25 protein-coding genes and 1 tRNA gene are annotated in these 23,760 nt (G+C 67.4%); 19 read left to right on the top strand and 7 right to left on the bottom strand.

Features of this window, described 5'->3' with window-relative positions; all coding sequences use genetic code 11:
- Nucleotides 1-104: 104 nt before the first annotated feature.
- The 10 genes from infA (at nucleotide 105) to DS837_RS23415 (ending at nucleotide 8,961) form a co-directional block, all read left to right on the top strand.
- Entirely contained in the window at nucleotides 105-323 is a 219-nt protein-coding gene (gene infA / locus DS837_RS23460; protein WP_014198195.1) for a translation initiation factor IF-1, read from the top strand.
- A gap of 56 nt (nucleotides 324-379) precedes the next feature.
- On the top strand, nucleotides 380-985 hold the full coding sequence (locus DS837_RS23455; RefSeq protein WP_149166943.1) for a Maf family protein: 606 nt from the start codon (nucleotides 380-382) through the stop codon (nucleotides 983-985).
- Nucleotides 982-2,223, top strand: coding sequence for a ribonuclease E/G (locus DS837_RS23450; protein WP_149166942.1), 1,242 nt, complete (start codon nucleotides 982-984; stop codon nucleotides 2,221-2,223). The genes DS837_RS23455 and DS837_RS23450 overlap by 4 nt, the downstream gene beginning before the upstream one ends.
- A 3-nt stretch (nucleotides 2,224-2,226) precedes the next feature.
- Nucleotides 2,227-2,412: a DNA gyrase inhibitor YacG gene (gene yacG, locus DS837_RS23445; RefSeq protein WP_149166941.1), complete on the top strand. Its 186-nt coding sequence runs from the start codon at nucleotides 2,227-2,229 to the stop codon at nucleotides 2,410-2,412.
- Nucleotides 2,413-2,510: 98 nt separating this feature from the next.
- Nucleotides 2,511-2,586 (top strand) — tRNA-Phe (locus tag DS837_RS23440).
- A 165-nt stretch (nucleotides 2,587-2,751) separates the two neighbouring features.
- Nucleotides 2,752-3,729, top strand: a complete 978-nt coding sequence (locus tag DS837_RS23435; RefSeq protein ID WP_149166940.1) for a glycosyltransferase family 10 domain-containing protein — start codon at nucleotides 2,752-2,754, stop codon at nucleotides 3,727-3,729.
- A gap of 19 nt (nucleotides 3,730-3,748) precedes the next feature.
- On the top strand, nucleotides 3,749-4,471 hold the full coding sequence (locus DS837_RS23430; RefSeq protein ID WP_149166939.1) for a hypothetical protein: 723 nt from the start codon (nucleotides 3,749-3,751) through the stop codon (nucleotides 4,469-4,471).
- A 10-nt stretch (nucleotides 4,472-4,481) separates the two neighbouring features.
- Nucleotides 4,482-6,968 (top strand): tetratricopeptide repeat protein, encoded by a 2,487-nt coding sequence (locus DS837_RS23425; protein ID WP_149166938.1) that lies wholly within the window; start codon nucleotides 4,482-4,484, stop codon nucleotides 6,966-6,968.
- Nucleotides 6,965-7,750: a galactosyltransferase-related protein gene (locus DS837_RS23420; protein WP_149166937.1), complete on the top strand. Its 786-nt coding sequence runs from the start codon at nucleotides 6,965-6,967 to the stop codon at nucleotides 7,748-7,750. Before DS837_RS23425 ends, DS837_RS23420 begins: the two co-directional genes overlap by 4 nt.
- Nucleotides 7,751-7,881: 131 nt before the next feature.
- On the top strand, nucleotides 7,882-8,961 hold the full coding sequence (locus DS837_RS23415; protein WP_247890094.1) for a ParA family protein: 1,080 nt from the start codon (nucleotides 7,882-7,884) through the stop codon (nucleotides 8,959-8,961).
- Between the two features lies 1 nt (nucleotide 8,962).
- Here the strand turns inward: DS837_RS23415 and DS837_RS23410 are convergent, their stop codons facing one another.
- Nucleotides 8,963-9,391, bottom strand: coding sequence for an Lrp/AsnC family transcriptional regulator (locus tag DS837_RS23410; protein WP_149166935.1), 429 nt, complete (start codon nucleotides 9,389-9,391; stop codon nucleotides 8,963-8,965).
- A gap of 130 nt (nucleotides 9,392-9,521) precedes the next feature.
- On the opposite strand from DS837_RS23410, the gene rocF reads away from it, so the two are divergent.
- From rocF to DS837_RS23395, 3 genes are all read left to right on the top strand, one after another.
- Nucleotides 9,522-10,487 (top strand): arginase, encoded by a 966-nt coding sequence (rocF, locus tag DS837_RS23405; protein WP_149166934.1) that lies wholly within the window; start codon nucleotides 9,522-9,524, stop codon nucleotides 10,485-10,487.
- Nucleotides 10,488-10,523: 36 nt separating this feature from the next.
- Complete coding sequence (gene rocD / locus DS837_RS23400; protein WP_149166933.1) at nucleotides 10,524-11,741, top strand: ornithine--oxo-acid transaminase; 1,218 nt, start codon at nucleotides 10,524-10,526, stop codon at nucleotides 11,739-11,741.
- Between the two features lie 104 nt (nucleotides 11,742-11,845).
- Complete coding sequence (locus DS837_RS23395) at nucleotides 11,846-12,961, top strand: M14 family metallopeptidase (RefSeq protein ID WP_149166932.1); 1,116 nt, start codon at nucleotides 11,846-11,848, stop codon at nucleotides 12,959-12,961.
- A gap of 79 nt (nucleotides 12,962-13,040) precedes the next feature.
- On the opposite strand, the gene DS837_RS32835 is transcribed toward DS837_RS23395, so the two are convergent.
- Nucleotides 13,041-13,799: a hypothetical protein gene (locus DS837_RS32835; RefSeq protein WP_247890093.1), complete on the bottom strand. Its 759-nt coding sequence runs from the start codon at nucleotides 13,797-13,799 to the stop codon at nucleotides 13,041-13,043.
- A 267-nt stretch (nucleotides 13,800-14,066) separates the two neighbouring features.
- On the opposite strand from DS837_RS32835, the gene DS837_RS23385 reads away from it, so the two are divergent.
- Complete coding sequence (locus DS837_RS23385; RefSeq protein WP_247890092.1) at nucleotides 14,067-14,705, top strand: calcium-binding protein; 639 nt, start codon at nucleotides 14,067-14,069, stop codon at nucleotides 14,703-14,705.
- A 113-nt stretch (nucleotides 14,706-14,818) separates the two neighbouring features.
- On the opposite strand, the gene DS837_RS23380 is transcribed toward DS837_RS23385, so the two are convergent.
- Nucleotides 14,819-15,106, bottom strand: a complete 288-nt coding sequence (locus DS837_RS23380) for a hypothetical protein (RefSeq protein ID WP_149166931.1) — start codon at nucleotides 15,104-15,106, stop codon at nucleotides 14,819-14,821.
- On the opposite strand from DS837_RS23380, the gene DS837_RS23375 reads away from it, so the two are divergent.
- From DS837_RS23375 to DS837_RS23360, 4 genes are read left to right on the top strand one after another with little or no spacing between them, the layout of a single operon-like run.
- Nucleotides 15,105-15,755 carry a TetR/AcrR family transcriptional regulator gene (locus DS837_RS23375; RefSeq protein ID WP_149166930.1) on the top strand — a complete coding sequence of 217 codons (651 nt, stop codon included), beginning with the start codon at nucleotides 15,105-15,107 and terminating at the stop codon, nucleotides 15,753-15,755. The two genes, DS837_RS23380 and DS837_RS23375, sit on opposite strands and share 2 nt — an antisense overlap.
- Complete coding sequence (locus DS837_RS23370) at nucleotides 15,742-16,206, top strand: SRPBCC family protein (protein ID WP_149166929.1); 465 nt, start codon at nucleotides 15,742-15,744, stop codon at nucleotides 16,204-16,206. The genes DS837_RS23375 and DS837_RS23370 overlap by 14 nt, the downstream gene beginning before the upstream one ends.
- A gap of 34 nt (nucleotides 16,207-16,240) precedes the next feature.
- Nucleotides 16,241-16,675, top strand: coding sequence for a VOC family protein (locus tag DS837_RS23365; RefSeq protein WP_149166928.1), 435 nt, complete (start codon nucleotides 16,241-16,243; stop codon nucleotides 16,673-16,675).
- A 39-nt stretch (nucleotides 16,676-16,714) separates the two neighbouring features.
- Nucleotides 16,715-17,080, top strand: coding sequence for a DUF1428 domain-containing protein (locus DS837_RS23360; protein WP_149166927.1), 366 nt, complete (start codon nucleotides 16,715-16,717; stop codon nucleotides 17,078-17,080).
- Nucleotides 17,081-17,191: 111 nt separating this feature from the next.
- On the opposite strand, the gene DS837_RS23355 is transcribed toward DS837_RS23360, so the two are convergent.
- The 4 genes from DS837_RS23355 to gabD form a co-directional block, all read right to left on the bottom strand.
- A complete protein-coding gene (locus DS837_RS23355) occupies nucleotides 17,192-18,862 on the bottom strand; it encodes a methyl-accepting chemotaxis protein (RefSeq protein WP_282187584.1) in 1,671 nt (556 codons plus the stop codon).
- Between the two features lie 377 nt (nucleotides 18,863-19,239).
- Nucleotides 19,240-20,100, bottom strand: coding sequence for a hypothetical protein (locus DS837_RS23350; protein ID WP_149166925.1), 861 nt, complete (start codon nucleotides 20,098-20,100; stop codon nucleotides 19,240-19,242).
- 145 nt (nucleotides 20,101-20,245) lie between these two features.
- Nucleotides 20,246-21,532 (bottom strand): 4-aminobutyrate--2-oxoglutarate transaminase, encoded by a 1,287-nt coding sequence (gabT, locus tag DS837_RS23345; protein WP_149166924.1) that lies wholly within the window; start codon nucleotides 21,530-21,532, stop codon nucleotides 20,246-20,248.
- A 28-nt stretch (nucleotides 21,533-21,560) separates the two neighbouring features.
- Entirely contained in the window at nucleotides 21,561-23,021 is a 1,461-nt protein-coding gene (gabD, locus tag DS837_RS23340) for an NADP-dependent succinate-semialdehyde dehydrogenase (protein ID WP_211102395.1), read from the bottom strand.
- 140 nt (nucleotides 23,022-23,161) lie between these two features.
- Here gabD and DS837_RS23335 point away from each other — a divergent pair, with 140 nt between their 5' ends.
- A complete protein-coding gene (locus tag DS837_RS23335) occupies nucleotides 23,162-23,746 on the top strand; it encodes a cupin domain-containing protein (RefSeq protein ID WP_145679236.1) in 585 nt (194 codons plus the stop codon).
- Nucleotides 23,747-23,760: the final 14 nt, after the last annotated feature.

Below are 23,760 nucleotides of genomic sequence, written 5' to 3'. Positions count from 1 at the left end.
CAACCCCCACGCCGGAGGCTCACCGCCCCCGGTGGAATCCCCCTTGACCGGGCGGCTTCGGGAGGTCAGTTATTGCCTCGAAACTGTTACGGACTTAAGGGGCTATGGCTAAGGAAGATCTGATCGAGTTCTCCGGAACCGTCGTCGAGCTGCTGCCGAACGCGATGTTCCGTGTGAAGCTCGACAACGAGCATGAAGTGCTGGCGCACACCTCCGGCAAGATGCGCAAGAACCGCATCCGCGTGCTGGCCGGTGACCGCGTCAACGTCGAGATGACGCCCTACGACCTGACCAAGGGCCGGATCACGTTCCGGTTCAAGTGATTGAACCGGTTTTCCGCGTTGAACCGGTTTCCACCGTCGGCCATCCTCCCCGCGTTATGAGCACCGAAACCACCCACCGGCTCGTGCTGGCGTCCGCCTCGCCCCGCCGGCTCGACCTGTTGCGCCAGATCGGCGTGGTGCCGGACGCGGTCGACCCCGCAGACATCGACGAATCGCCCCTGCCGCGGGAGCTTCCGCCCCAGCACGCGCTGCGTCTGGCCGGTGAGAAGGCCGCTGCGGTGGCCGCGCGCCATCCCGGCGCCTTCGTGCTGGCCGCCGACACGGTGGTCGCCTGCGGCCGCCGCATCCTGCCCAAGGCGGAGGAGGAGAAGCAGGCGCGCGCCTGCCTCGGCCTGCTGTCCGGGCGGCGTCACCGGGTGTTCGGCGGAGTCGTGCTGCTGTCGCCCACCGGCGACGGCGAGGTCTTGCGCCGGTCGGATCGGCTGGTGCGCACCGACGTGACTTTCAAGTCGCTGTCCCACGAAGAGACCGAATCCTACATCGCCTGCGGCGAATGGCAGGGCAAGGCCGGCGGCTACGCGATCCAGGGGCGGGCGGCGGCCCATGTCCGCTGGATCGGCGGCTCCTACAGCAACGTGGTCGGGCTGCCCCTGTTCGAGGTGGCGGCGCTGCTGCGCGGCGCGGGGTTCCCGCTGCCGTGACGGGGACCACCGTCGGCGCCGCATCGGAAATCCTGATCGACCGTGAGGGTCCGCTGACGCGGGCCGCCGTGCTGACCGGCGGCCGGCTGACCGACCTCTACATCGACCATGCCGAGCGTCCCTCCCTGCTGGGCCATGTGTTCCTGGGCCGGGTGGAGCGCATCGCGACGGGGCTGGATGGCGCCTTCGTCGATCTCGGCACCGGAAAGTCCGGCCTGCTCTCGGCGCTGGACGCCCGCGGGCCGCAGGGGCGCCCGAAGGCCAAGGGCGAGCGGATCGGCAACCTGCTGCGCACCGGCCAGACCGTGCTGGTGCAGGTGAAGGCCGACGCCACCGGGGCCAAGGGGCCGTCCCTGACCATGGACATTACCCTGCCGGGCCGCTTCCTGGTGCACGCGCCGCTGGGACGCGACGTGGCGGTGTCGAAGCGTCTTGGCAGCGGGCCGGAGCGCACCGAACTGGCCCGCCGCATCCAGGACATCGCCCCCGGCGCCGGCTGGATCGTTCGGGCGGGCGCCGCCACGGCGCCGGACGGGCTTCTGGCCGCGGAGTCGGACGCGCTGCATCTGGCGTGGCGGTCCATCCGCGACGCGGCGGAGCGGGGCGGCGGACCCACTCTGCTGCTGCCCGGCCCCGACGCGCCGCGCCGCGCCCTGATCGAGCATGGGGCGGGCGCCCCGTCGCGGATCATCGTGGACGATGCGGCCCTGGCCCGCGACCTTGCCGAATGGTGCGCCGACCGCGCGCCGGACCTGGAGGAGCGGGTGGAGCCCTTCGACGCCCGGCTGCTGGCCGCGCCGTCGGACGGCCGGCAGCGGCTGTTCGACCTGCGCGACCTCGACGCTGAAATCGACACGCTGCTCGGCACGCGGGTGCCGCTGTCCGGCGGCGGGTCGCTGGTCATCGAGCGGACCGAGGCGATGACCGTCGTGGACGTCAACGCGGGGGAGCGCGGCAACCCGCTGGACGTCAATCTGGAGGCGGCGGCGGAGATCGCCCGGCAACTGCGCCTGCGCAACGCCGGGGGGATCGTCGTCGTCGATTTCGTCAACATGCGCAACCGGGGCGACGCCGAACGGCTGCTGAACGCCCTGTCCCGCGCGGTGGAGGACGACCCGGCGCAGACCCAGGTCTATGGCCTGTCCAAGCTGGGCCTGGTGGAGATGACCCGCGCCCGGCGCGGCACGGCCCTGGCCGATCTGCTGGGAACCGGCCGCAGGGTGGCGGTGGAGGATTGAGCGATGAACGACAACCAAAAGCCTGTCGAGAAAGCCTGCCCGATCTGCGGCCGTCCGGCGGCGGCGGAGACCAAGCCCTTCTGCTCCAAGCGCTGCGCCGACGTGGATTTGTCGCGCTGGCTGGGGGGCGTCTACCGCATCGAAAGCCCCGACCGCCCGGACGCCGAAGAGGCCGACGAGCGCGAGTGACGGGGCGGCGGATTTGTGCATTTTAGGGCTGGACAGGCCCGGCGAATTTGCCTACAAAGCGCGCCTCGACGCGCCGCGGTTTCCACCGCGGCCTCGGTGCCCAGGTAGCTCAGTTGGTAGAGCAGGGGACTGAAAATCCCCGTGTCGGCGGTTCGACTCCGTCCCTGGGCACCACTTCATTCCCTTACGGGATCGTGGTGTTGCGAACGCTCCGTCATCCGCGGGGCGTTTTTGTTGTTTGCGCCGCGTCCCCCGGTCTGGCGAGCGCGCGGAAGGGGTGGCGTTCGCGCCGCGGCGACCGTATCGTGCGTCGCGCAACGATCCGGCACGGATGGCGGGATGCTCGATCAGCGGACAAGCGTGTTTCTTGAGGAATTCCTGGCGAAGCCCGGCGGCGATCCGGAGCGGCTCGACCGTTTCCTGCTGCACGGTCCCTACCGCGGACGGCGCGGCGGCAAGCCGCGGCTGAAGCTGGCCTTCCACGACTTTTGGCCGGAGTTCGACTCCGGCACGAACTTCTTCATCGAGATTTTATCCAGCCGCTTCGACCTGTCGGTGGTCGAGAACGACAGCGACCTCGCCATCGTGTCGGTCTTCGGCGGGCGGCACCGGGAGGCGCGCAGCCGCCGCACCCTGTTCTTCACCGGGGAGAATGTGCGTCCGCCGCTGGACGGCTTCGACATGGCGGTGTCCTTCGACCGCGTCGATGACCCGCGCCATTACCGCCTGCCGCTCTACGTCATGCACGCCTACGAGCACATGCGGGAAGGGGCGGTGCCGCATTTCTGCTCGCCCGTGCTGCCGCCGGCGCCGCCGACGCGGGCGGCCTTCGCGGAGCGCGGCTTCTGCGCCTTCCTCTACAAGAACCCGAACGGCGAGCGCCGCAACCGCTTCTTCCCGGCGCTGGACGGGCGGCGGCGCGTCGATTCGGTGGGCTGGCACCTGAACAACACCGGCAGCGTCGTCAGGATGGGCTGGCTGGCGAAGATCCGCGTCTTCGAACGCTACCGCTTCGCCTTCGCCTTCGAGAACGCCAGCCATCCCGGCTATCTGACGGAGAAGATCCTCGACGTCTTCCAGGCCGGGGCGGTGCCGCTCTATTGGGGTGATCCCGACCTGGAGCGGGAGGTGGCGGCCGGCAGTTTCATCGACGTGTCGCGCTTCGCCACGGACGGGGAGGCGGTGGAGCACATCCTGGCGGTGGACAACGATTACGACGCCTATTGCGCCCACCGCGCCGTGGCGCCCTTCCTGGGGACGGAGGAGTTCTATTTCGACGCCTACCGCCTCGCCGACTGGATCGAAAGCCGGCTGTAAGGGCCGGAGGGGAGGCGGAATGGCGCGGGTGCTTCTGAATTACGCGGACGGGGCCTTTCTGGCGGCGCAGAAGCGCAACGCGCGGAGCGGGATGGACATCGGCGGCTTCGACTCCGTGGCCATGCTGGGCCGCGGGCACATCGACCCGGCCTTCGTCGAGCGCAACCGCTTCATCCTCGACCAGCCGCGCGGCGCGGGCTATTGGCTGTGGAAGCCCTGGGCCATCTGGACCCTGCTGCGCGACCATCTGAAGGACGGCGACGTGCTGTTCTACTGCGACAGCGGCGCCCATTTCGTGCACCGCGCGGACCCGGTGATCGAGCTGTGCCGGGAACGGCGCGAGCTGCCCATCCTGCTGTTCACGCTCCAGGACGAATTCAAGAACCGCGGCTGGACCAAGCGGGACTGCTTCCATTTCATGCGGCTGGACCGGCCCGAATACACCGACGCCACCCAGATCCTGGCGAGTTTCATCGTCTGCGAACGGACGCCGGAAACCATCGCCTTCGTCTCCGAATGGCTGCGCTTCGCTCAGGACGAGCGCATCCTCACCGACGCTCCGAACGAGTGCGGCAAGCCCAACTACCCGGAGTTCCGCGACCACCGGCACGACCAGAGCATCCTCAGCCTGCTGGCCCGCCGCCGCGGGGTCAGCACGATCCCCGACATCTCGCAATGGGGCGACGACCGCCGCCCGCCGGAGATTCCGCGCATCCTGCTGCACACCCGCCAGCGGGATTGAGGGGGCGCCCATGGACCTTTCCGAAACCGCCGAACGGGCCGCCGCTCTGCACCGGCAGGCCATCGTCGCCCAGCGCGAAGGCCGCGTGCGGGACGCCGTGGCGCTGTTCCAGCAGGCGCTGGCCCTGCGCAGGGACGCGGAGATCTATCTGGATTTCGGTAGCCTGCTGGCCGGCCTGTCGCAATGGGGGCCGGCGGGGGCGGTCTACGCCGCGGCGCTGAAGCTGGCACCCGACTCCCCTGACGCCCATTACGGGGTGGCGCTGGCTCTTCACGCCCAGGGGCGTCCGGTGGAGGCCGAGCCGCATTACCGCGCCGTCCTGGCGGCCTGCCCCGGTCTGGGCGAGGTGTGGAACAATCTGGGTGTGGCGCTTCAGGAGCAGGACCGCCCCGGCGCGGCGGAGGCGGCCTACCGCGAGGCCCTTCACCACCGGCCGGAGGACGCCGGCACCTGGAAGAATCTGGGGGTCGCGCTGGACGCTCTGGGCCGGACCGGCGAGGCCGAAACCGCCTACCGCGAGGCGCTGTCGCGCAATCCGGAGCACGCGGTGTCCCTGAACAATCTCGGCGTTCTTGCCCTGGCCGCCGGGCGCCGGGACGAGGCGTCGCGGATCGGCCGCCGCATGGCGGCGCTGAATCCGGCGGACCGGCATGGTTGGATGCTGCTGGGCAACGCCGCCCACGCGGCGGGTCGCTGGGCCGAGGCGGTATGGGTGAACGCGGTGGCGGTGCGGCTGGTGCCCGACGATCCCGCCCTGCGCCACAACCTCGCCAACGCGCTCGCCGCCGCCGGCCGGCGGGAGGCGGCGGTGGCGGAATACCGGACGGTTCTTCAACTCCAGCCCGACTTCCCGGCGGCGGCGGTCAATCTGGCGGCGGAGCTGCGCGGCCTGCACGACACGGTGGGCGCCCTGGCGGTGCTGGGCGGTGCGATCGGGAGGTATCCGGAGCATGCTGCGGCGTGGCGGATTCTCGGCCAGACGCTGACCGGCGCCTTGCGGCCGGACGCCGGGCTCGACGCGCTGCGCCGGGCGGTAGCGCTCGACCCCGGCGAATCGGCGGGCTGGGAGGATCTGGCCGCCGCCGCGACGCTGGCGGACCGGATCGCGCCGTCCATCGAGGCCCTCCGCCGCGTCCGCCGGCTCTCCCCCGCCTACAACCCGGCGCTGGCGCAGCTGGTGCAGCAGCAGAGGCACGCCTGCGACTGGCGCGACCTGCCGGCGCTGGAACGCGACCTGATCGGACGGATGCGCGCCGGGGCGCTGGGTGTGCCGCCCTTCGGCCTGCTGGCGGTGGACACGACCCCGGCGGACCAGCGGGCGGCGGCGGAGCATTGGGCGCGGCAGAAGGCGCGCGGCGTGCCGACGGTGGCCCGGCCTGCCGTCCCTGCCGGCGGGCGCCTGCGCATCGGCTACCTCTCCGCCGATTTCCATGAGCACGCCACCGCCTATCTGATGGCGGAGCTTCTGGAGCGGCACGACCGGACGCGCTTCGCCGTCGCCGCCTATTCCACCGGCATCGACGACGGCAGCCCAATGCGCCGCCGACTGACCGCGGCGGTCGAGCGCTTCGTGGATCTGCGCGACCGCTCCGACCGCGACGCCGCGCAAGCCATCGCCGCCGACGGCATCGACATCCTGGTGGACCTCAAGGGCTACACGGCCTTCGCCCGCACGGCGATCCTGGCGGCGCGTCCCGCCCCGGTGCAGGTGAACTGGCTGGGCTATCCCGGCACCATGGGGGCGGACTTCATCGACGTGATCCTGGCCGACGCGGTGACCATCCCGCCGGGCGAGGAGGACTTCTACAGCGAGGCGGTGGTGCGGCTCCCCCATTGCTACCAGCCCAACGACCGCCACCGGGCCATCGCCGAGCGCACGCCGTCGCGCGCCAACTGCGGCCTGCCGGAGGATGGCTTCGTCTTCTGCTGCTTCAACAGCCCCTACAAGCTGACGCCCGCTGTGTTCGACGTCTGGGCGCGGCTGCTGCGCGCCGTGCCGGGGAGCGTGCTGTGGCTCTACGCCGGCAACCCGCTGGTCGCCGGCAACCTGCGGCGCGAGGCGGCGGCCCGCGGGGTGGCACCGGAGCGCCTCGTCTTCGCGCCGCCGCGGCCCCTGGCGGAGCATCTGGCGCGGCACCGGCTGGCCAATCTGTTCCTCGACACGCTGCCCTACAACGCCCACACCACGGCCAGCGACGCGCTGTGGACCGGGCTTCCCGTGGTGACCTGCCGCGGCGGGACCTTCGCCGGGCGGGTGGCGGCCAGCCTGCTCGACACGGTGGGGCTGCCGGAACTGGTGACCGACTCACTGGCGGCCTACGAGGCGCTGGCCCTCGACCTCGCCCGCGATCCGCAGCGGCTGGCCGGGCTGAAGGCGCGGCTGGCGGCGGCGCGGGCGGCCAGCCCGCTGTTCGATGGCGACCGCTTCGCCCGCGATCTGGAGGACGCCTATCGGGCGATCTGGCAACGCTTCGCACCGGCAGGAGACCCGCGATGACGACCATGGACCGGCGGCTTCACATCGTCGTGCCCTACCGCGACCGCGCGGCGCATCTGCGGGAGTTCGTGCCGCGGGTCGGCGCTTACTTCGCAACGCTCCCCGATCCCATCGACTACCGCGTCACCATCGTGGAGCAGGAGGCCGGGCTGCCCTTCAACCGGGGCGCCATCAAGAATGTCGGCTTCCTGCTGGGCGAGGCGGAGAGCGGCTACACCTGCCTGCACGACATCGACTATCTGCCCGTGGACGCCGATTACTCCTGGGTGGACCGGCCGACCCCCATCCTGTCCTTCGGGGCGGAGCAGCGGCCGGTGGCGCCGGGCCGCTCGGACCAGACGGTGACCACCGACCTGGAGAGCACGATGGGCGGCGTCCTGCTGATGCCGAACGACGTGTTCCGGCGGATCGACGGCTATTCCAACGCCTATTGGGGCTGGGGCTACGAGGATTTCGACCTGTCGCTGCGCATCCGCTCCCGTCGCATCCCGACCGCGCGGCGGCCCGGCCGGTTCGAGCCGCTCGACCACGACAACGAGGGCTTCAACCCCGACGCCTCGGCCTCGCCCATCTCGCGGGTCAACAAGCGGGTCTTCCAGGCCAACTGGGCCGGCGGCACAATCCCGGAGGAGGACGGCCTGTCGAGCCTGCCCTTCGAGATTCTCGACCGCCGCCCCTGCGACGGATGCCATCCCGGCGCCGAAGGACGGTGGGAGATCGTGCGCGTCCGCCTGACCATGGCGCCGCTGCCCGGCCAGATGGCGGCCTTCAAGGCACGCTGAACCTGTTACCTTTCGGGACACCGGCGCATCTGCGGGAAGACACCGGCGCGTTCCAATGCGTATAGTGCGCCGCTTTCGGCGGCTCTTGGCCCGCAGGACGAACCCCCGCGAAACGACGAAGCGGAATGGACATGACCAGCCACGAAGACGTCTTCGACGCGCCGGAGACGCGGCAGCCGACCATCCTGGCGGTGTACAATCAGAAAGGCGGCGTCGGCAAGACGACCACCTCCGTGAACCTCGCCCTGGCGCTGGCCGCGCTGGGCAAGAGCGTCGTCCTGATCGACTTCGACCCGCAGAGCAGCGCCACCAGCAACTTCCTGCTGCGGGAGAAGGCGCGCGTCGGCATCAACGACCTGCTGAGCCAGGACACCTTCGTCGAGGACGCCATCACCCCGACCAGCTTCGACGGGCTGTCGATGATCGTCGGGGCGCGGAAGCTCTATTCGCTGGAACACGCGCTGGACGCCCGCGGCGGCTCGCAGCGCGGCCTGCGCAAGGCGCTGCACTTCTCGCGCAACCCGCCGGATTACGTGGTGATCGACTGCCCGCCGGCGCTCGGCCATCTGGCGGCGGGCGCGCTGGCGGCGTCGGACCGGCTGGTGCTTCCGGTCTTCCCGGGGCGTTACGCGCTGGACGGGCTGAAGCGCACCCTGTCGGTGGTCGAGCACATCCAGAAAGGCATGAACCCCAACCTGTCGGTGGCCGGCATCCTGATGCTGTCGATCACCAACGACGAGGTCGGGCGCGAATCGCTGACCCTGCTGCGCTCCGAATTCCCGGAGCTGATGTTCCGCACGGCGATCCCCTACGACGTGGACGTGGTCAAGGCGACCTACCGTCGGATGCCCGCCGCGATCTTCAGCCCGGAGGGGCGGACGACCACCCGCTTCCTGGCGTTGGGCTGGGAGATCGTCCACGGCCGCGGCTCCTCCCCGACCGACGAGCAGCTGAAGCCGGCGCAGGACCGCATCCGCGCGTGGCACGCCGACACCGACTCCTCCTACAGCGCCCGCCGCGCGGCGGCGCCGGACGAGGGCGACGACTCCACGGGCGGCGGCAACGGGCGCAGCGCTGGGGCTGAGGCGCCGAAGGGCGGCGGCGGCCGGGCGCTGGTCGCGGCGGCGGTCGGGCTGATCGTCGGATTCGCCCTTGGCGCGCTGTTCGGCCAGCCGCTCCTGGGGGGCGTGCTGGCGGGGCTCGGCGGCTGAGCTACAGCACCGCCTTGCGGGCGGAGAGCAGGATGCTGGTCTCGGTGGAGGCGATGCCGGCGATCTGCCGGACGCGGCGCAGCGTGTCGTCGAAGGCCTCCAGCGACTCCGTTTCGATTTCAGCGACGACGTCCCAGCGCCCGTTGGTTGTGTAGACGGTCCGCACCTCCGGGAAGCCGTGCAGGCGGGCGATGACCGTCTCGGCGGCGCGGCCCTCGACCTCGATCATCGTGATGGCCCGGACCATGGCGGGCCGCAGATCCTTGCGCAGCAGCACCGTGAAGCCGGCGATGACCCCGCTCTCGACCAGACGGTCGATGCGGGCGCGCACGGTCGCGCGCGACACCTTCAGCGCGGCGGCGAGGCCGGCGACGGGCCGGCGCGCGTCGGCGCGCAGCAGGCCCAGCAGGCGATGGTCCAGGTCGTCCATGCCAAAATGATAAGCCGGGCTTGCCAAACTGTCAAAAAGGCTGCCGTTCGTTGGCACTTTTCCGTCTTTCTGCCGCCTCTCCCGCCCCTGATAGTCATGGGAGGCACGAACGCACAGGGAGAGGGACGGCATGGCGTCGGGGGATCAGGACGATCAGCGCTTCGTGGAGATCATCGGCGTTCCCATCGAGGCGGGGGCCGGCCATCCCGGCGCCCTGATGGGGCCGGCGGCGCTGCGCACGGCGGGGCTGGTCCGCGCCCTGCGCGAGCTGGGGCACGAGGTGCGCGACCTGGGTGACTTGACGCCCGACCCCTGGAGCGAGGGCGACGCCGCCACGGCCCGTCTGGCGGAGATCACCGCCTGGTCGCGGGCGCTGGCCGACCGCTCCTACGCCATGATGCGGACGGGCGGGGTGCCGGTGTTCCTGGGCGGCGACCACAGCCTGTCCATGGGCTCCGTCACCGGGGTGGCCCGCCATTGCCGGGAGGCCGGCAAGCCTCTGTTCGTTCTGTGGCTGGACGCGCACGGCGACTTCAACACGCCCCACACCTCGCCGTCGGGCAACATGCACGGCATGCCGGTGGCCCTGCTCTGCGGAGAAGACGGCTTCGACGACGTCTTCCCGCCGGAGCAGCGGGCCACGGTGAACCCGGCGCACGTCCATCTGTTCGGCATCCGCTCCCTCGACCCCGGCGAGCGGCGCCTGCTGCGCGCCCGCGGGGTGGATGTGGTGGACATGCGGCTGATCGACGAGCACGGCGTCGGCGTCCACATGCGCCGCATCATCGAGCGGGTGCGGCAGGCCGGCGGCCACCTGCACGTCAGCCTGGACGTGGATTTCCTCGACCCCGCCATCGCGCCCGCGGTGGGCACGGCGGTGTTGGGCGGAGCGACCTACCGCGAGGCGCACCTGATCATGGAAATGCTGCACGACGCGGGCGTCGTCGGTTCGCTGGACGTGGTGGAGCTGAACCCCTTCCTGGACGAGCGGGGCAAGAGCGCCTTGCTGCTGGTCGATCTGGTGGCGAGCCTGTTCGGGCGCCGCATCATCGACCCCGCCGTCACCCAGTCGCAGATCGGCGGCCAAGCCGTCTGACGTTCTGATAAGAAACAACCCCCCGGAGAGAACGCCATGCTTCAGCACGCCGCCGACCTGATCGGGACCGAACACCGCCTGGGCGCCCACAATTACAAGCCGCTGGACGTCGTGCTGGCGCGCGGCGAGGGCGTGTATGTCTGGGACACCGAGGGCAACCGCTACCTCGACTGCCTGTCGGCCTATTCCGCCGTCAACCAGGGCCATTGCCACCCGAAGATTTTGGAAGCGATGGTGCAACAAGCCTCCAAGCTAACCCTGACCTCCCGCGCCTTCCGCAACGACCAGCTGGCGCCGTTCTACGAGGAACTGGCGGCGCTGACCGGCTCCCACAAGATTCTGCCGATGAACAGCGGGGCGGAGGCGGTGGAATCGGCGATCAAGACGGTCCGCAAGTGGGGCTACGAGGTGCGCGGCGTGCCGGAGAACCAGGCGGAGATCATCGTCTGCTCGGACAATTTTCACGGCCGCACCATCACCATCGTCAGCTTCAGCACCGACCCCGACGCCCGCGGCGGCTTCGGCCCCTTCACGCCGGGCTTCCGCACCGTGCCCTTCGGCGACGCGGCGGCGCTGGAGGCGGCGCTGACCCCCAACACGGTGGCCGTCCTGCTGGAGCCGATCCAGGGCGAGGCCGGGGTGGTCATCCCGCCCGCCGGCTATCTGCGCCGGGTGCGCGACCTGTGCACGGAGCGCAACGTCGTGATGATCCTGGACGAGATCCAGACCGGGCTGGGCCGCACCGGCAAGCTGCTGGCCGAGGAGCATGAGGGAGTGGAGGCCGACGTCACCCTGATCGGCAAGGCGCTGTCCGGCGGCTTCTACCCGGTGTCGGCGGTGCTGTCGAACTCCGAGGTGCTGGGCGTGCTGAAGCCCGGCCAGCACGGCAGCACCTTCGGCGGCAACCCGCTGGCCTGCGCCGTCGCCCGCGCCGCCATGCGGGTGCTGGTGGAGGAGGGGATGATCGACAACGCCGCCGCCCAGGGCGCCTATTTCCTGGAGCAACTCGGCGCCATCCGCAGCAACGTGATCCGCGAGGCGCGCGGGCGCGGCCTGATGCTGGCGGTGGAACTGCACCCGGAGGCGGGCGGGGCGCGCCGCTATTGCGAGGCGCTGCGGGCGCGCGGCGTCCTGGCGAAGGACACCCACGACCACACCATCCGCATCGCCCCGCCGCTGGTCATTACCCGCGAGCAAGTCGATTGGGCGTTGGAGCAGTTCGACGCCGTGCTGACGGGAACCGCCCTTCCGTAAAGGGGGGCCTGCGGAAAGGGTGCCCGGCGCAAAAGGCGCTTGCGGCCCGCCCCGGCCTTCGCCACGGTGGGGCGGGCTTCTCATTCATCCGGCAGCGATCCGCCATGCACAGCGCCATCATCGACCTCCCGTCCGCCACCCCCGGCACCCGGCGGACCCTGACCGTCCAGCGCTTCGGCACGGCGGGCGCGCGGCCCTGCGCCTACATCCAGGCGTCGCTGCACGCCGACGAGATCCCGGCGATGCTGGTGGCCGACAAGCTGCGCCGCATCCTGACCACGCTTGAGGCCGAGGGGCGGATCGCCGGCGAGGTGATCCTCGTCCCGGTCGCCAACCCGGTGGGGCTGGGCCAGTCGCTGATGGACCATCACCTGGGCCGCTTCGACCAGGACGACGGCAAGAACTTCAACCGCGACTACCCCCACCTGACCGAGGCGGTGGCCGAGCGCGTGGCCGACCGGCTGACCGACGACGGCGAGGCCAACAAGGCCGCCATCCGCGCCGCCTTGGCCGAGTCCCTGGCCGAGCGCCGCCCGCGCACCGAGACGGAGCATATGAAGCACCGTCTTCTGGAACTGGCGCTCCAGGCCGATTGGGTGCTGGACCTGCATTGCGACCTGGAAGCGGTGATGCACCTCTACACCCTGACGCCCTCGGCGGAGGCCTTCGCCCCGTTGCAACGGCTTCTGGGCGCGCAGGCGGTGTTCCTGGCCGAGGAATCCGGGGGCGACCCCTTTGACGAGGCGGTCAGCCGCCCCTGGAACGAGCTTGCCAAGCGCTGGCCCGACCGCCCGATCCCCTTCGGCTGCCATTCCGTGACCGTGGAACTGCGCGGGCAGGCCGACGTGGAGCACGCCCAGGGCGAAGCGGACGCCCAGGCCATCGCCGGCTTCCTCACCCATGCCGGCGTCCTGTCCGGCGAGCCGCCGAACCTGCCGGAGCCGCTGTGCGCCCCGACCCCGCTGGAATCCTCCGAACCCCTGACCGCCCCAGTGGGCGGCGTGGTGGTCTTCCACCACAAGGCGGGCGACCGCGTGGCGGCCGGCGCCGTGGTCGCCGACATCCTCGACCCGCTGACCGGCGCGCTGACTCCGGTGCGCAGCGAGTCGGCGGGCGTGCTCTACGCCCACAGCGCGACCCGCTTCACCCTGGCGGGCAAGCGGATCGCCAAGGTGGCGGGGACGACGCTGCGGCGGACGGGGCCGTTGCTGAGCGCGTGAGCCGTCATCGCCTTCTGAGTTTCTACGAGATTTGACTTCGACGTGGCAGCGTTGAATACGCTCACAAGACCGGGTTCTATTACGGTGCCGATCCAGATTTGATCTTATCAAGAAGTTTTTCGTTTTCCTTCATGTGTTCGTTCACATCCGCCTGCGCCAGCATCGAGATGGCCGAATCAAAATTTTCTGATTTGAACCCAAGCTCGTTTAACCGTCGACCCGCCTCACGTTCTTCGTCTCTTTGTACATAGCGTTCGTCGCCAGCATTCATGAAGTATGGCGTATCAAGATTTCCAAATGATTTTTTGGCGGATTCAAAGGAATCGAGATCTTTATTATTGCCAAAGAATTCTTTCTGCATTTGTTTCATGGCATTGAGTTCTTCGTTGCCAGACATGCCGCTGTTCTTGACTGCGGAACGGCGCGCCGATGTGCGAGAAAGCTCGTCGAACGAAATGTCGAGTGATCCGGATGATTGAGTGCCGGCTTGACCCGAAAGGGATGCAACGGCTTTGGATGCCTCGCTCCAGAATGTGGTCGCACGCTGTTGCTTCAACTGGCTGGTTAAAGCAAGTCCTACTTCCTGCGCACTCATCGCTCCGGTTGCAACCAGACTGCCAAGCTTTGTTCGGTCCTCGGTGGATAATTGCGAAAATACTTTAAGTGAATCTCCCTTCAATTCAGAAGCAAGAGGGCTAAGAGAAACAGAATCTCTTTGGGGGTTTTCTTGGCTGACAGCCTGAGCGCCCGCGTTTTTTGCTGCTGCGGTGCCTGAGGGGGGCAATGCCGTGGTTGTCCTTGCCGTACCGGCGGTTCCTGATAAATCCGAGATAATCACCTTCTCCTCCTTCGTCCGTATGCGTTGTATGCGCCTGTTGTACAGATATTGCTTAGAAAACTAAGCATTAGGTATCTAAGAGATGCATCATCAACGCATATATTCGCGTAAACATGTTAATACACTCTTAATTCTGACTTCATTGAAATGCTTCGGTTTCTAAGTAATTCATATGCATGAATAAAATTTCATTGTGGTTACGGCAATTCCATGAGATAGCTGTGACCGTATCGCTGTCTTAAACCAAAGAAACAAGGAGTGCGCATAATGGGATATTACTCTCTCACGTCTACTCAGGTTAGCTGGACTGCGAGCAACCCAAGTGAGTCTTGGTCTATTTATGGTAATAACCTCGACAACTATATTGTTGGCGGGAATCTTGACGATTACATCGACGGTGGCGACGGCAACGATTACCTTGATGGCAATCCGGGTAATGACCTGCTCAATGGCGGTGCCGGCAATGACACGCTGTTAGGCTGGACCGGCAATGACAACCTTCTCGGTGGCAGCGGAGACGACTGGCTCGAAGGGGAGGCTGGTAACGATACGCTCAATGGCGGCGCTTCGGGCTTTCGCGATGTCCTTGCCGGCGGCGATGGGAATGATACGTATATTCACTATTATAACGATACTGGCCTTTCTTGGATTGCCGATGCCAGTGGAACAAGCGATAAGCTTGTGATCAATGATGTTTCTTCTATTTACGACCTTCGTTTTGCTTTGGATTCAAGCAATTCGAACAACTTGGTTATATATACGGATGCTGATGCGGCCAATGGTATCAGCGACGGAGTGGTGATCCAGGGTTATTTCAATGGCGCTGGGCATGGTTCCGGAGAGGTCGAATATATTCAGGTGGGCAGTTATACGACATCCCTCTGGGGCTATCTCGGCCTGCCATGATACATTGAGAATAAAATAAAAAATGAACTGGCGGATATGATTTTCGCCAGTTCATTTTATCTAATGAACATTTTGAGATCATGTCTGCTCCAAACAGATTGTGGCTGGAAGCGTCAGGCCATTTGAAGGTGAACCACGGCATCGCACCCGAGCTGTACGGTTCTGCGGTTCGATAGGAGGTGGGCGCGGACGGCTTCGAAGATGCCCGCCTCGAAGAAATGCAGGTTCAGCACCAGATTCGCGTCGGTGGCGGAGCGATTGCGGAGCCCTCCGCAACAATGCCGGCGGCAGACGGCCGTTGGCAGGCGCCCGCCCAGCGCGTCGAGAATCGCGCGGCGGATTTCGTGGCGGGGCTTCTCATGCTTGACGCACATACCAACCGGCCGGTATGGTTCAGCCATGCCGAGACCCGCCAAACATCACCCCGAACGCGGCGATGCCCGCACCCGGCTTCTCGAAGCGGCGCGGGACGTCATCCGGGCCAAGGGCTTCGCGGCGACCTCCGTCGATGATCTCTGCAAGGCGGCGGGGGTCACCAAGGGCGCGTTCTTCCATCATTTCGAGACCAAGGAAGCGCTCGGCGTCGCCGCCGCCGCCTATTGGGCGGAAACCACCTCGGCCTTCTTCGCGAACGCGCCGTACCGGCGGCTTGAAGACCCGCTCGACCGGCTGTTCGGCTATGTCGAGTTCCGCAAGGCGATCATCGACGGCGATCCCGCCGAATTCACCTGTCTCGTCGGGACCATGACGCAGGAGGTCTACGGGTCGCATCCGGCGATCCGCGACGCCTGCGCCGCCAGCATCTTCGGCCACGCGGCGACGCTCGAACCGGACATCGCGGCGGCCATGGCGGCGCGCGGGATCGAGGCCGACTGGACCCCGGCGAGCCTTGCGCGGCACACCCAGGCCGTGCTCCAGGGCGCCTTCATCCTCGCCAAGGCGACGGGCGGGCGGGACGAGGCGCTGGACAGCGTCGATCACCTGAAGCGCTACCTCACGCTGCTCTTTTCACAGCCCCGTTCGAAAGGGACTCCCCATGACGGATGTTGAGCGCGACCTCGTTCTGACCCGCAGCCTCGACGCGCCGCGCGGCGCGCTGTGGCGCTGCTGGAGCGAACCCGAGCTGCTGAAACAGTGGTTCTGCCCCAAGCCCTGGTTCGTGTCCGAGGCACGGATGGACCTGCGGCCGGGCGGCGAGTTCTTCACCTTGATGAACGGCCCGAACGGCGAATCCTTCGGCGAGCCCGGCGTCTTCCTCGACGTGGAGGAGGGGCGGCGTCTGGTCTTCACCGACGCCTTCCGCCCCGGCTGGCGGCCGTCGGGCCGGGCCTTCATGACCGCCGACGTGCGGTTCGAGGACGCGGGCGCCGGCCAGACCCTCTACACCGCGCGCGCCATGCACTGGAGCGCCGAGGCCCGCGACGAGCACGAGACGATGGGCTTCCACGAAGGCTGGGGCAAAGCGACCGATCAGCTCGAAGCCCTCGCCAAAACGCTCTGATTCAAAAACAGTCTTACCGGGAGGAAACGAAACCATGGAACCGACGATTTACCTGTTCTTCAACGGGACCTGCCTGGAGGCGATGACCCACTACGCCGAGACCCTCGGCGGCGAGGTCGTCTATGTGTTCCGCAACGGCGACGCCCCGGATGCGGACAGCCGGATGCCCGGCGGCGATCACCTCGTGATGAACATGATGGTGAAACTGGGGGCGACCACGGTGATGGCGTCCGATTCGCCGGACAGCATGTACAGCACGCCGCAGGGATTCCGGGTGCAGATCGCCCCGCCGTCGCTCGCCGAGTTCGACCGTATCTTCGCGGTGCTGGCGAAGGACGCCCGGTCCGTGGAGATGCCGCCGGGCGAGACCTTCTGGGCCGAGCGCTTCGCCATGGTCACCGACCGCTTCGGCACGCCCTGGATGCTGAACCACACCGGTGCAAAATGCCCGGAGGCAGCGGCGCCCTGATGGACGGAGCCGCAACTTCAAACAAAAGGGAGGAAAGACATGGCTTACATCGACGGGTTCGTCATCGCCGTTCCGACGGCCAACAAGCAGGCCTTCATCGATCACGCGAACAAGGCCGACAGCGTGTTCAAGGAGCTTGGCGCGACGCGTGTCCTCGAATGCTGGGGCGATGACGTGCCCAACGGAAAGCTCACCGATTTCCGCCGGGCGGTGCAGGCAACGGAGGACGAGACCGTCGTCTTCTCCTGGATCGAATGGCCGGATAAGGCGACGCGGGACGCCGCCATGAAGCGGATGGAGGAGTTGATGAAGACCGACGAGCGGTTCAGTCCAGAGACGAATCCGATGCCCTTCGATGGGAAGCGGCTGATCTTCGGCGGGTTCGCGCCGGTCGTCGAGCTGTGAGCGATCCCGGCTGACCCGGACGCCGCCCCAAAAGCTGACGTGAAACGAAGGCCCTTCCTTGCTGTGCCGGCAAGGAAGGGCCTCGTTCGCTGGGCGACCGCCTGGGCCGCGTCAGGCGGCGCGGATGCCGGCGAGGAAGGTCTCGACCTCGCGGCGCAGGGTTTCGGACTGGTGCGCCAGCTCGTCGGACGCGCCGAGCACCTGCGTTGCCGCCGCACCCGTCTGCGTGGCCCCCTCGTTGACCTGGAGGACGTTGTCGCTGACCTGCTGGGTGCCCTGGGCCGCCTGTTGGACGTTGCGGGTGATCTCGCCGGTCGTGGCGTTCTGCTCCTCGATGGCGGCGGCGATGGTCGCGGCGATCTCGTTGATGCTGGTGATGGTCTGCCCGATTCCCTCAATGGCGGTGACGGTGCCGCTCGTGGCCGACTGGACGCTGGCGATCTGCGTGGCGATCTCCTCCGTGGCCTTGCCCGTCTGGTTGGCGAGCGCCTTCACCTCGCTGGCGACGACGGCGAATCCCTTGCCGGCCTCGCCGGCCCTTGCGGCCTCGATGGTCGCGTTCAGCGCCAGAAGGTTGGTCTGGCTGGCGATGTCGCTGATCAGCTTCACCACCTCGCCGATGCGGTTGGTCGCGTCCGCCAGACCGCGCACCGTCACCCCGGTCTGCTGGGCCTCCTGCACGGCCCGCTCGGCGACCTCCGTGGACCGCGACACCTGACGGGCGATCTCCTGGGTGGAGGCGGCCATTTCCTCCGTCGCCGCGGCGACCGTCTGCACGTTGGCGGACGTCTGTTCCGCGGCGGCGGCCGACGAGCCGGCCTGCTGGTTGGTCTGGTGGGCCAGTTCGACCATGCTTCCGGCCGTCCGGCTGAGTTCGGTGGAAGCCGACGCCACACTGCCCAGGACATTCGACACCGTCCGGTCGAAGCCCTCGATCAGGCGCTCGACCTCCATGGTGCGCTTTTCCTTGGCGATCCGCTCGGCTTCCTGCTCGGCGGCCAAGCGTTCGCGTTCGATCATGCTCTCCTTGAAGACCTGGACGGCCGAAGCCATGGCGCCGATCTCGTCCTTCCGTTCGACGGAGGGGATCGCGATGGTCCTGTCGCCGCCGGCCAGACGCCGCATCGCCTCGGTCATCGCGGCGATCGGGGCCGACACGCCGCGGATCATCGTCAGCGCTCCGACCAGGCAGACGAGCGCGCCGAGGATGAAGGCCGCGATCAGAAGCGTGCGGGCGGTGCCGTATATGGCGTCGCCTTGCCGGCTGGCCTCCGCCGATCCCTGGGCGTTGATGCCGATCAACTCGATCAGATTGCCGGACGCCGTGTCGAACAGCGTTCGCGACGCATTCCGGAGGATATCCGCCGCCTTGTCCGTGTCCTTGTTGCGGGACAGTTCGATGACCTGGCTGCCGAGGGTGAGATAGCGGTCCCAGTTCTGGCCGAACTGCTCGTAGACGCGGCGCTCCTCGGGGGAGGAGATGAACGTTTCATACTTGGCGCGGCTGTTCTGCACCGTCGCCTTCATGGCCGCGAGGTTCCGCTCGATCGTGACCATCTCCTCGGCGCTGGCGGCCAGGATGTGCGACACTTCCAGGATGCGGTAATCGGAGGTGTTGGTGTTCAGCGTGCCCAAAAGCACCGCGCTCGGCATCCAATTCTCCTCACTCTCCGTCGTGAGATCGTTCACGGCCGAGAGGCGGTTGATGGACAGGAGGTTGGAACCGATCGTCACCGCCGCCAGAATGAAGAAAACAATCGCAACTTTTGATTTTATGGTCAACTTGGACAACGTTCCAATCCCTTCCGTCGGTTCCAATCTTATGAAGAGGTGTCTTTCAGAGCGGCGCTCATCCTCCCATGCCATGAGACCTAAAGCGGGCAAGTTAATAAAAATCAAAAGAGGTGGGATTAAATTTGAAAAATCACCGCTCATATTTTTGTAATTCTCGATAATTGCTCTCTGAATTCTTGTCGCAATAGAGAATTGATGAGCGCGCGGCGTCTTCGTAAACACACAAACAGGGAATACAATCAAAAAGGGCTTTCTCCTGAGGATCGGATCGCGCAGGTGTTGCGCTGGGAGATGAACCTTCCTTTGGCGGAGGGAAGGGGGCCAAGGACGTCCGCTTCCCTCGTGGGCCGGTTGTGCATGCCCATTCAAAAGTCAGAGATGCCGAGGTCCGCAGCGGCGCCGCACATCACTTCCACCGCATCCCGCCCCTTCATGCACCGCAACCCCGCCTCGGCCAGCGCCTCCCGCCGCGCACCGTCGGCGACCAGCGCGCAGGCCGCCTCGACCAACCCGTCATAGGGGGCGAAGGCCATGGCGTCCAGCAGGTCGGGCTCGATTTCGGTGTCGGGGTGGCGCTCGGCCAGCACCGCCTTGCGGTTCGACAGCAGGTGCGAGACGCGGACGATCTCGAAGATGCCCGCCTCGTAGTAATGCAGGTTCAGCACCAGCTTCGCGTCGGCGACGAAGCGGTCGCGCAGTGCCCCGTAATAATGCTGGAGGCTGACCACGGTCAGGCCGCGCTCGCCCAGCGCGTCGAGGATGGCGCGGCGGCGCGGGTTCACGGCGCCGTAGAACAGCACGTCGATGCCGGGGGCGGGGCTGTTCGGGATACGGGTCATCTCGTCGGCATACCCGATGGGGACGAGGCGCGCCCGGATGCCCTGGCGAGCCAGATCGGCGATGTTGCGCGGGCTGTAGTCCCACACCCGGCAGCGGCGCAGCAGGTCCAGATAATGGGCGTTGCGGAGGTGGAGTGTGGCGATCTGCTCCAGATTGTAGAGGATGGTGCCGCTGGGCAACCGGTCGCCTTCCTCCGGCGTCAGGTCGTGCCCGCCCAGGACGATGGCGCGGCGTCGGCGGCCGACGCGGTTCCACACGATCTCCGCGTCGATGCCCAGGCGACGCAGCGCGAAACGCAGGGTTTCCGCGACCTCGGCGAAGACGCTGGCCCCGGCGTCGCCCAGCCCGTTCTTCTTGATGATGACGATGTCGATCCCGCCGGCCATGCGCTCGCCCCTCCGCCCCGTGCCCTCATCCTAAAGCGTGGGCGGGCGGGCGCACAAAAAAAAACCCTCCTTCCCATGTGGGAAGGAGGGCGTGCAGTCAGGGGACATCGCTGAGAAATCAGGCCTGAAAAATCAGGCCCCAGCCTTACGCAGAGACCAGCTCCTCCAGGGAGCGCTCGATGATGTCCAGGCCCTCGTCCACCAGCGCGTCCGACGCGGTCAGCGGAACCAGGATGCGGATCACGTTGCCGTAGGTGCCGCAGGACAGCAGGACGAGGCCCTTCTCCGCCGCCTTGGCGACCAGCGCCTTGGTCAGCTCCGGCGCCGGCTCCTTGGTGCCGCGGTCCTTCACCAGCTCCATGGCGATCATGCCGCCCAGGTTGCGCACGTCGCCGATCACCGACAGCGTGTTGCGCTGGGCCATGGTGCGGAAGCGGCCGGCGATGCGCTCGCCCAGGTCGTTGGAGCGCTGGATCAGCTTCTCCTCCTCGATGACGTCCAGCACGGCCAACGCCGCGGTGGTCGCCAGCGGGCTGCCGGCGTAGGTGCCGCCGATGCCGCCGGGGATCGGGGCGTCCATGATCTCCGCCTTGCCGGTGACCGCCGACAGCGGGAAACCGCCGGCCAGGCTCTTCGCCATGGTCATCAGGTCGGGCTCGACGCCGGAATGCTCGATGGCGAACATCTTGCCGGTGCGGGCGAAGCCGGTCTGGATCTCGTCGATGATCAGCAGGATGCCGTTGTCGTCGCAGATCTTGCGCAGGGACTGCAGGAACTCCGGCGGGGCGATGTTGAAGCCGCCCTCACCCTGCACCGGCTCCACGATGATCGCGGCGACGCGGGTGGCGTCCACGTCCGACTTGAACAGCTGCTCCAGCGCCGTCAGGCTGTCCTTGACGCTGACCCCGCGGTAGGCGTTGGGGAAGGGTGCGTGGTAGACCTCGGCCGGGAAGGGGCCGAAGCCGACCTTGTAAGGCACGACCTTTCCGGTCAGCGCCATCGCCAGCAGCGTGCGGCCGTGGAAGGCGCCGCTGAAGGCGATCACGCCCGGACGGCCCGTGTGGGCGCGGGCGATCTTCACGGCGTTCTCGACGGCTTCCGCACCCGTGGTGAAGAAGGCGGTCTTCTTCGGCGTGGAGCCCGGAACCAGCGCGTTCAGCCGCTCCGCCAGGGTCACGAAGGACTCGTAGGGCGTGACCATCGCGCAGGTGTGGGTGAAGCGGTCGAGCTGGGCCTTCACCGCCTCGATGATCTTCGGATGGCGGTGTCCGGTGTTCAGCACCGCGATGCCGCCGGCGAAGTCGATGAAGCGGTTGCCCTCGACGTCCCACAGCTCGGCGTTCTCGGCGCGGTCGACATAGACCGGCATGGCGTTGGCAAGGCCGCGCGGAACGGCGACGTTGCGACGATCCTGGAAGGACTGGTTGCTCATCTCAAACCCCCGATTGGAAAGGATGGCGTCAGGCGCCCAGGCCGACGCACAGGTACTTGATCTCCAGGAAGTCCTCCACACCGTACTTGGAGCCTTCCCGCCCGATGCCCGACTGCTTGATGCCGCCGAACGGCGCGACCTCGGTCGACAGGATGCCTTCGTTGATGCCGACCATGCCGTATTCCAGCCGCTCGGCCACGCGCCACACCCGGCCGATGTCCCGGCTGTAGAAATAGGCCGCCAGACCGAACTCGGTATCGTTCGCCATGCGGATGGCGTCGGCCTCCGTCTCGAACTTGAACAGCGGGGCCACCGGGCCGAAGATTTCCTCGCGGGCCACGCGCATCTCGGTGGTGACGCCGGTCAGGATCGTCGGCTCGAAGAAGGTGCCGCCCAGGCCATGGCGCTTGCCGCCGAGAGCGACCTTGGCGCCCTTGGCCAGCGCGTCGCCCATCAGCTCCTCGACCTTCTCGACGGCCTGGCCGTTGATCATCGGGCCCTGGGTGACCCCGGCCTCCATGCCGTTGCCGACGCGGATCTGCTTTACCGCCTCGGCCAGCTTGGCGGCGAAGGTGTCGTAGACGCCGGCCTGGACCAGCAGGCGGTTGGCGCAGACGCAGGTCTGGCCGGAGTTGCGGTACTTGGACGCGAGCGCGCCCTTGACCGCCTCGTCCAGGTCGGCGTCGTCGAACACGATGAAGGGCGCGTTGCCGCCCAGCTCCAGCGAGACCTTCTTCACCGTGTCGGCCGACTGGCGCATCAGGATCTTGCCGACCTCGGTCGAGCCGGTGAAGGACAGCTTGCGCACGATCGGGCTGGCGGTCAGCTCGCCGCCGATGGCGACCGGGTCGGACCCGGTGACGATGTTAAACACCCCGGCCGGCACCCCGGCGCGCTCGGCCAGTTCGGCCAGCGCCAGTGCGGACAGCGGGGTGTCCTCGGCCGGCTTGACCACGATGGTGCAGCCGGCGGCCAGCGCCGGGCCGACCTTGCGGGTGATCATCGCGTTGGGGAAGTTCCACGGGGTGATCGCCGCGACGACGCCGATCGGCTCCTTCAGGACGACGATGCGCTTGTTGCCGGCGAAGCTGGGAATCACGTCGCCGTAGACCCGCTTGCCCTCCTCGGCGAACCACTCGATGAAGCTGGCGCCGTAGGCAACCTCGCCACGGGCCTCGGCCAGCGGCTTGCCCTGCTCCAGCGTCATCAGGACGGCCAGATCCTCCTGCGCCGCCATGATCAGCTCGAACCAGCGGCGCAGGATGGCCGCGCGCTCCTTCGCGGTCTTGGCGCGCCACGCCGGCAGGGCGGCGTCGGCGGCCTCGATAGCCTGCCGCGTCTCTTCCGCGCCGACGTCGGCGACCCGGGCCAGCTCCTCGCCCGTCGCCGGGTTGGTGACCGCGAAGGTCTTGCCGGAGACGGCGTCGCGCCACGCGCCGTTCACATAGGCTTGCGTCCGAAGAAGGCTCTGGTCGTTCAGCGACAGCATGGAAATCAGCCTCGATTTGCGATGTGAAGGGAGCGTACCCATGTTTAATAAATTAAACAACCCTAATCGGGTGTTGAGTTTTTGATGACGCACACACGCGAATCCGGTATGCCTTCCGGTCAGGAGCGAGGAACCGATCCATGGATGTGGACGCTGTCGATTTCAACGTGGGCGCGCGCCTGAAGCAGGTTCGGGAAGCGCACGCCCTGTCCCAGCGCCAGTTGGCGCAACGGGCGGGCGTGACCAACGGCACCATCTCGCTGATCGAACAGAACCGGTGCAGCCCGTCCGTCTCCTCGCTGCGCAAGGTGCTCCAGGGCATTCCGATGACCCTGGCGGAGTTCTTCTCCTCCGACGACCTGCCGCCGCGCGAGCAGATCTTCTTCAAGGGCGGCGATCTGGTCGAACTGACCGGATTGGTGAAGAGCCGGGTCGGCTCCATCTCCTTCCGGCAGGTGGGCGACCTGCGCGGCCGCAACCTTCAGGTGCTGCACGAGAAGTACGCCCCCGGCGCCGACACCGGCGGCCGCACCATGCTCCAGCACGAATCGGAGGAGGGCGGCGTCATCATCAAGGGCCGGATTGAGCTGACGGTCGGCGACCGCAAGGAAATCCTCGGCCCCGGCGACGCCTATCTCTTCGACAGCCGCATCCCGCACCGCTTTCGCAACCTCGGCGACGAGGAATGCGAAATCATCAGCGCCTGCACCCCGCCGTACCTGTGACATCACTCCACCGG

Origin of the sequence: Azospirillum brasilense, assembly GCF_008365405.1 — a bacterium.
Classification (GTDB): domain Bacteria; phylum Pseudomonadota; class Alphaproteobacteria; order Azospirillales; family Azospirillaceae; genus Azospirillum; species Azospirillum brasilense_D.
This window is presented reverse-complemented; position numbering and strand designations above follow the sequence as displayed.

Excerpts from the sequence above, each read along its gene's own strand:
- yacG (WP_149166941.1), top strand. The coding sequence starts at position 2,227 with ATGAACGACAACCAAAAGCCTGTCGAGAAAGCCTGCCCGATCTGCGGC.
- DS837_RS23430 (WP_149166939.1), top strand. The coding sequence starts at position 3,749 with ATGGCGCGGGTGCTTCTGAATTACGCGGACGGGGCCTTTCTGGCGGCG.
- DS837_RS23435 (WP_149166940.1), top strand. The coding sequence starts at position 2,752 with ATGCTCGATCAGCGGACAAGCGTGTTTCTTGAGGAATTCCTGGCGAAG.
- DS837_RS23375 (WP_149166930.1), top strand. The coding sequence starts at position 15,105 with ATGCCGAGACCCGCCAAACATCACCCCGAACGCGGCGATGCCCGCACC.
- DS837_RS23415 (WP_247890094.1), top strand. The coding sequence starts at position 7,882 with ATGACCAGCCACGAAGACGTCTTCGACGCGCCGGAGACGCGGCAGCCG.
- gabD (WP_211102395.1), bottom strand. The coding sequence starts at position 23,021 with ATGCTGTCGCTGAACGACCAGAGCCTTCTTCGGACGCAAGCCTATGTG.
- rocF (WP_149166934.1), top strand. The coding sequence starts at position 9,522 with ATGGCGTCGGGGGATCAGGACGATCAGCGCTTCGTGGAGATCATCGGC.
- DS837_RS23335 (WP_145679236.1), top strand. The coding sequence starts at position 23,162 with ATGGATGTGGACGCTGTCGATTTCAACGTGGGCGCGCGCCTGAAGCAG.
- gabT (WP_149166924.1), bottom strand. The coding sequence starts at position 21,532 with ATGAGCAACCAGTCCTTCCAGGATCGTCGCAACGTCGCCGTTCCGCGC.
- DS837_RS23385 (WP_247890092.1), top strand. The coding sequence starts at position 14,067 with ATGGGATATTACTCTCTCACGTCTACTCAGGTTAGCTGGACTGCGAGC.
- DS837_RS23370 (WP_149166929.1), top strand. The coding sequence starts at position 15,742 with ATGACGGATGTTGAGCGCGACCTCGTTCTGACCCGCAGCCTCGACGCG.
- DS837_RS23455 (WP_149166943.1), top strand. The coding sequence starts at position 380 with ATGAGCACCGAAACCACCCACCGGCTCGTGCTGGCGTCCGCCTCGCCC.
- DS837_RS23425 (WP_149166938.1), top strand. The coding sequence starts at position 4,482 with ATGGACCTTTCCGAAACCGCCGAACGGGCCGCCGCTCTGCACCGGCAG.
- infA (WP_014198195.1), top strand. The coding sequence starts at position 105 with ATGGCTAAGGAAGATCTGATCGAGTTCTCCGGAACCGTCGTCGAGCTG.
- DS837_RS23365 (WP_149166928.1), top strand. The coding sequence starts at position 16,241 with ATGGAACCGACGATTTACCTGTTCTTCAACGGGACCTGCCTGGAGGCG.
- DS837_RS23350 (WP_149166925.1), bottom strand. The coding sequence starts at position 20,100 with ATGGCCGGCGGGATCGACATCGTCATCATCAAGAAGAACGGGCTGGGC.
- DS837_RS23420 (WP_149166937.1), top strand. The coding sequence starts at position 6,965 with ATGACGACCATGGACCGGCGGCTTCACATCGTCGTGCCCTACCGCGAC.
- DS837_RS23380 (WP_149166931.1), bottom strand. The coding sequence starts at position 15,106 with ATGGCTGAACCATACCGGCCGGTTGGTATGTGCGTCAAGCATGAGAAG.
- DS837_RS23395 (WP_149166932.1), top strand. The coding sequence starts at position 11,846 with ATGCACAGCGCCATCATCGACCTCCCGTCCGCCACCCCCGGCACCCGG.
- rocD (WP_149166933.1), top strand. The coding sequence starts at position 10,524 with ATGCTTCAGCACGCCGCCGACCTGATCGGGACCGAACACCGCCTGGGC.
- DS837_RS23410 (WP_149166935.1), bottom strand. The coding sequence starts at position 9,391 with ATGGACGACCTGGACCATCGCCTGCTGGGCCTGCTGCGCGCCGACGCG.
- DS837_RS23360 (WP_149166927.1), top strand. The coding sequence starts at position 16,715 with ATGGCTTACATCGACGGGTTCGTCATCGCCGTTCCGACGGCCAACAAG.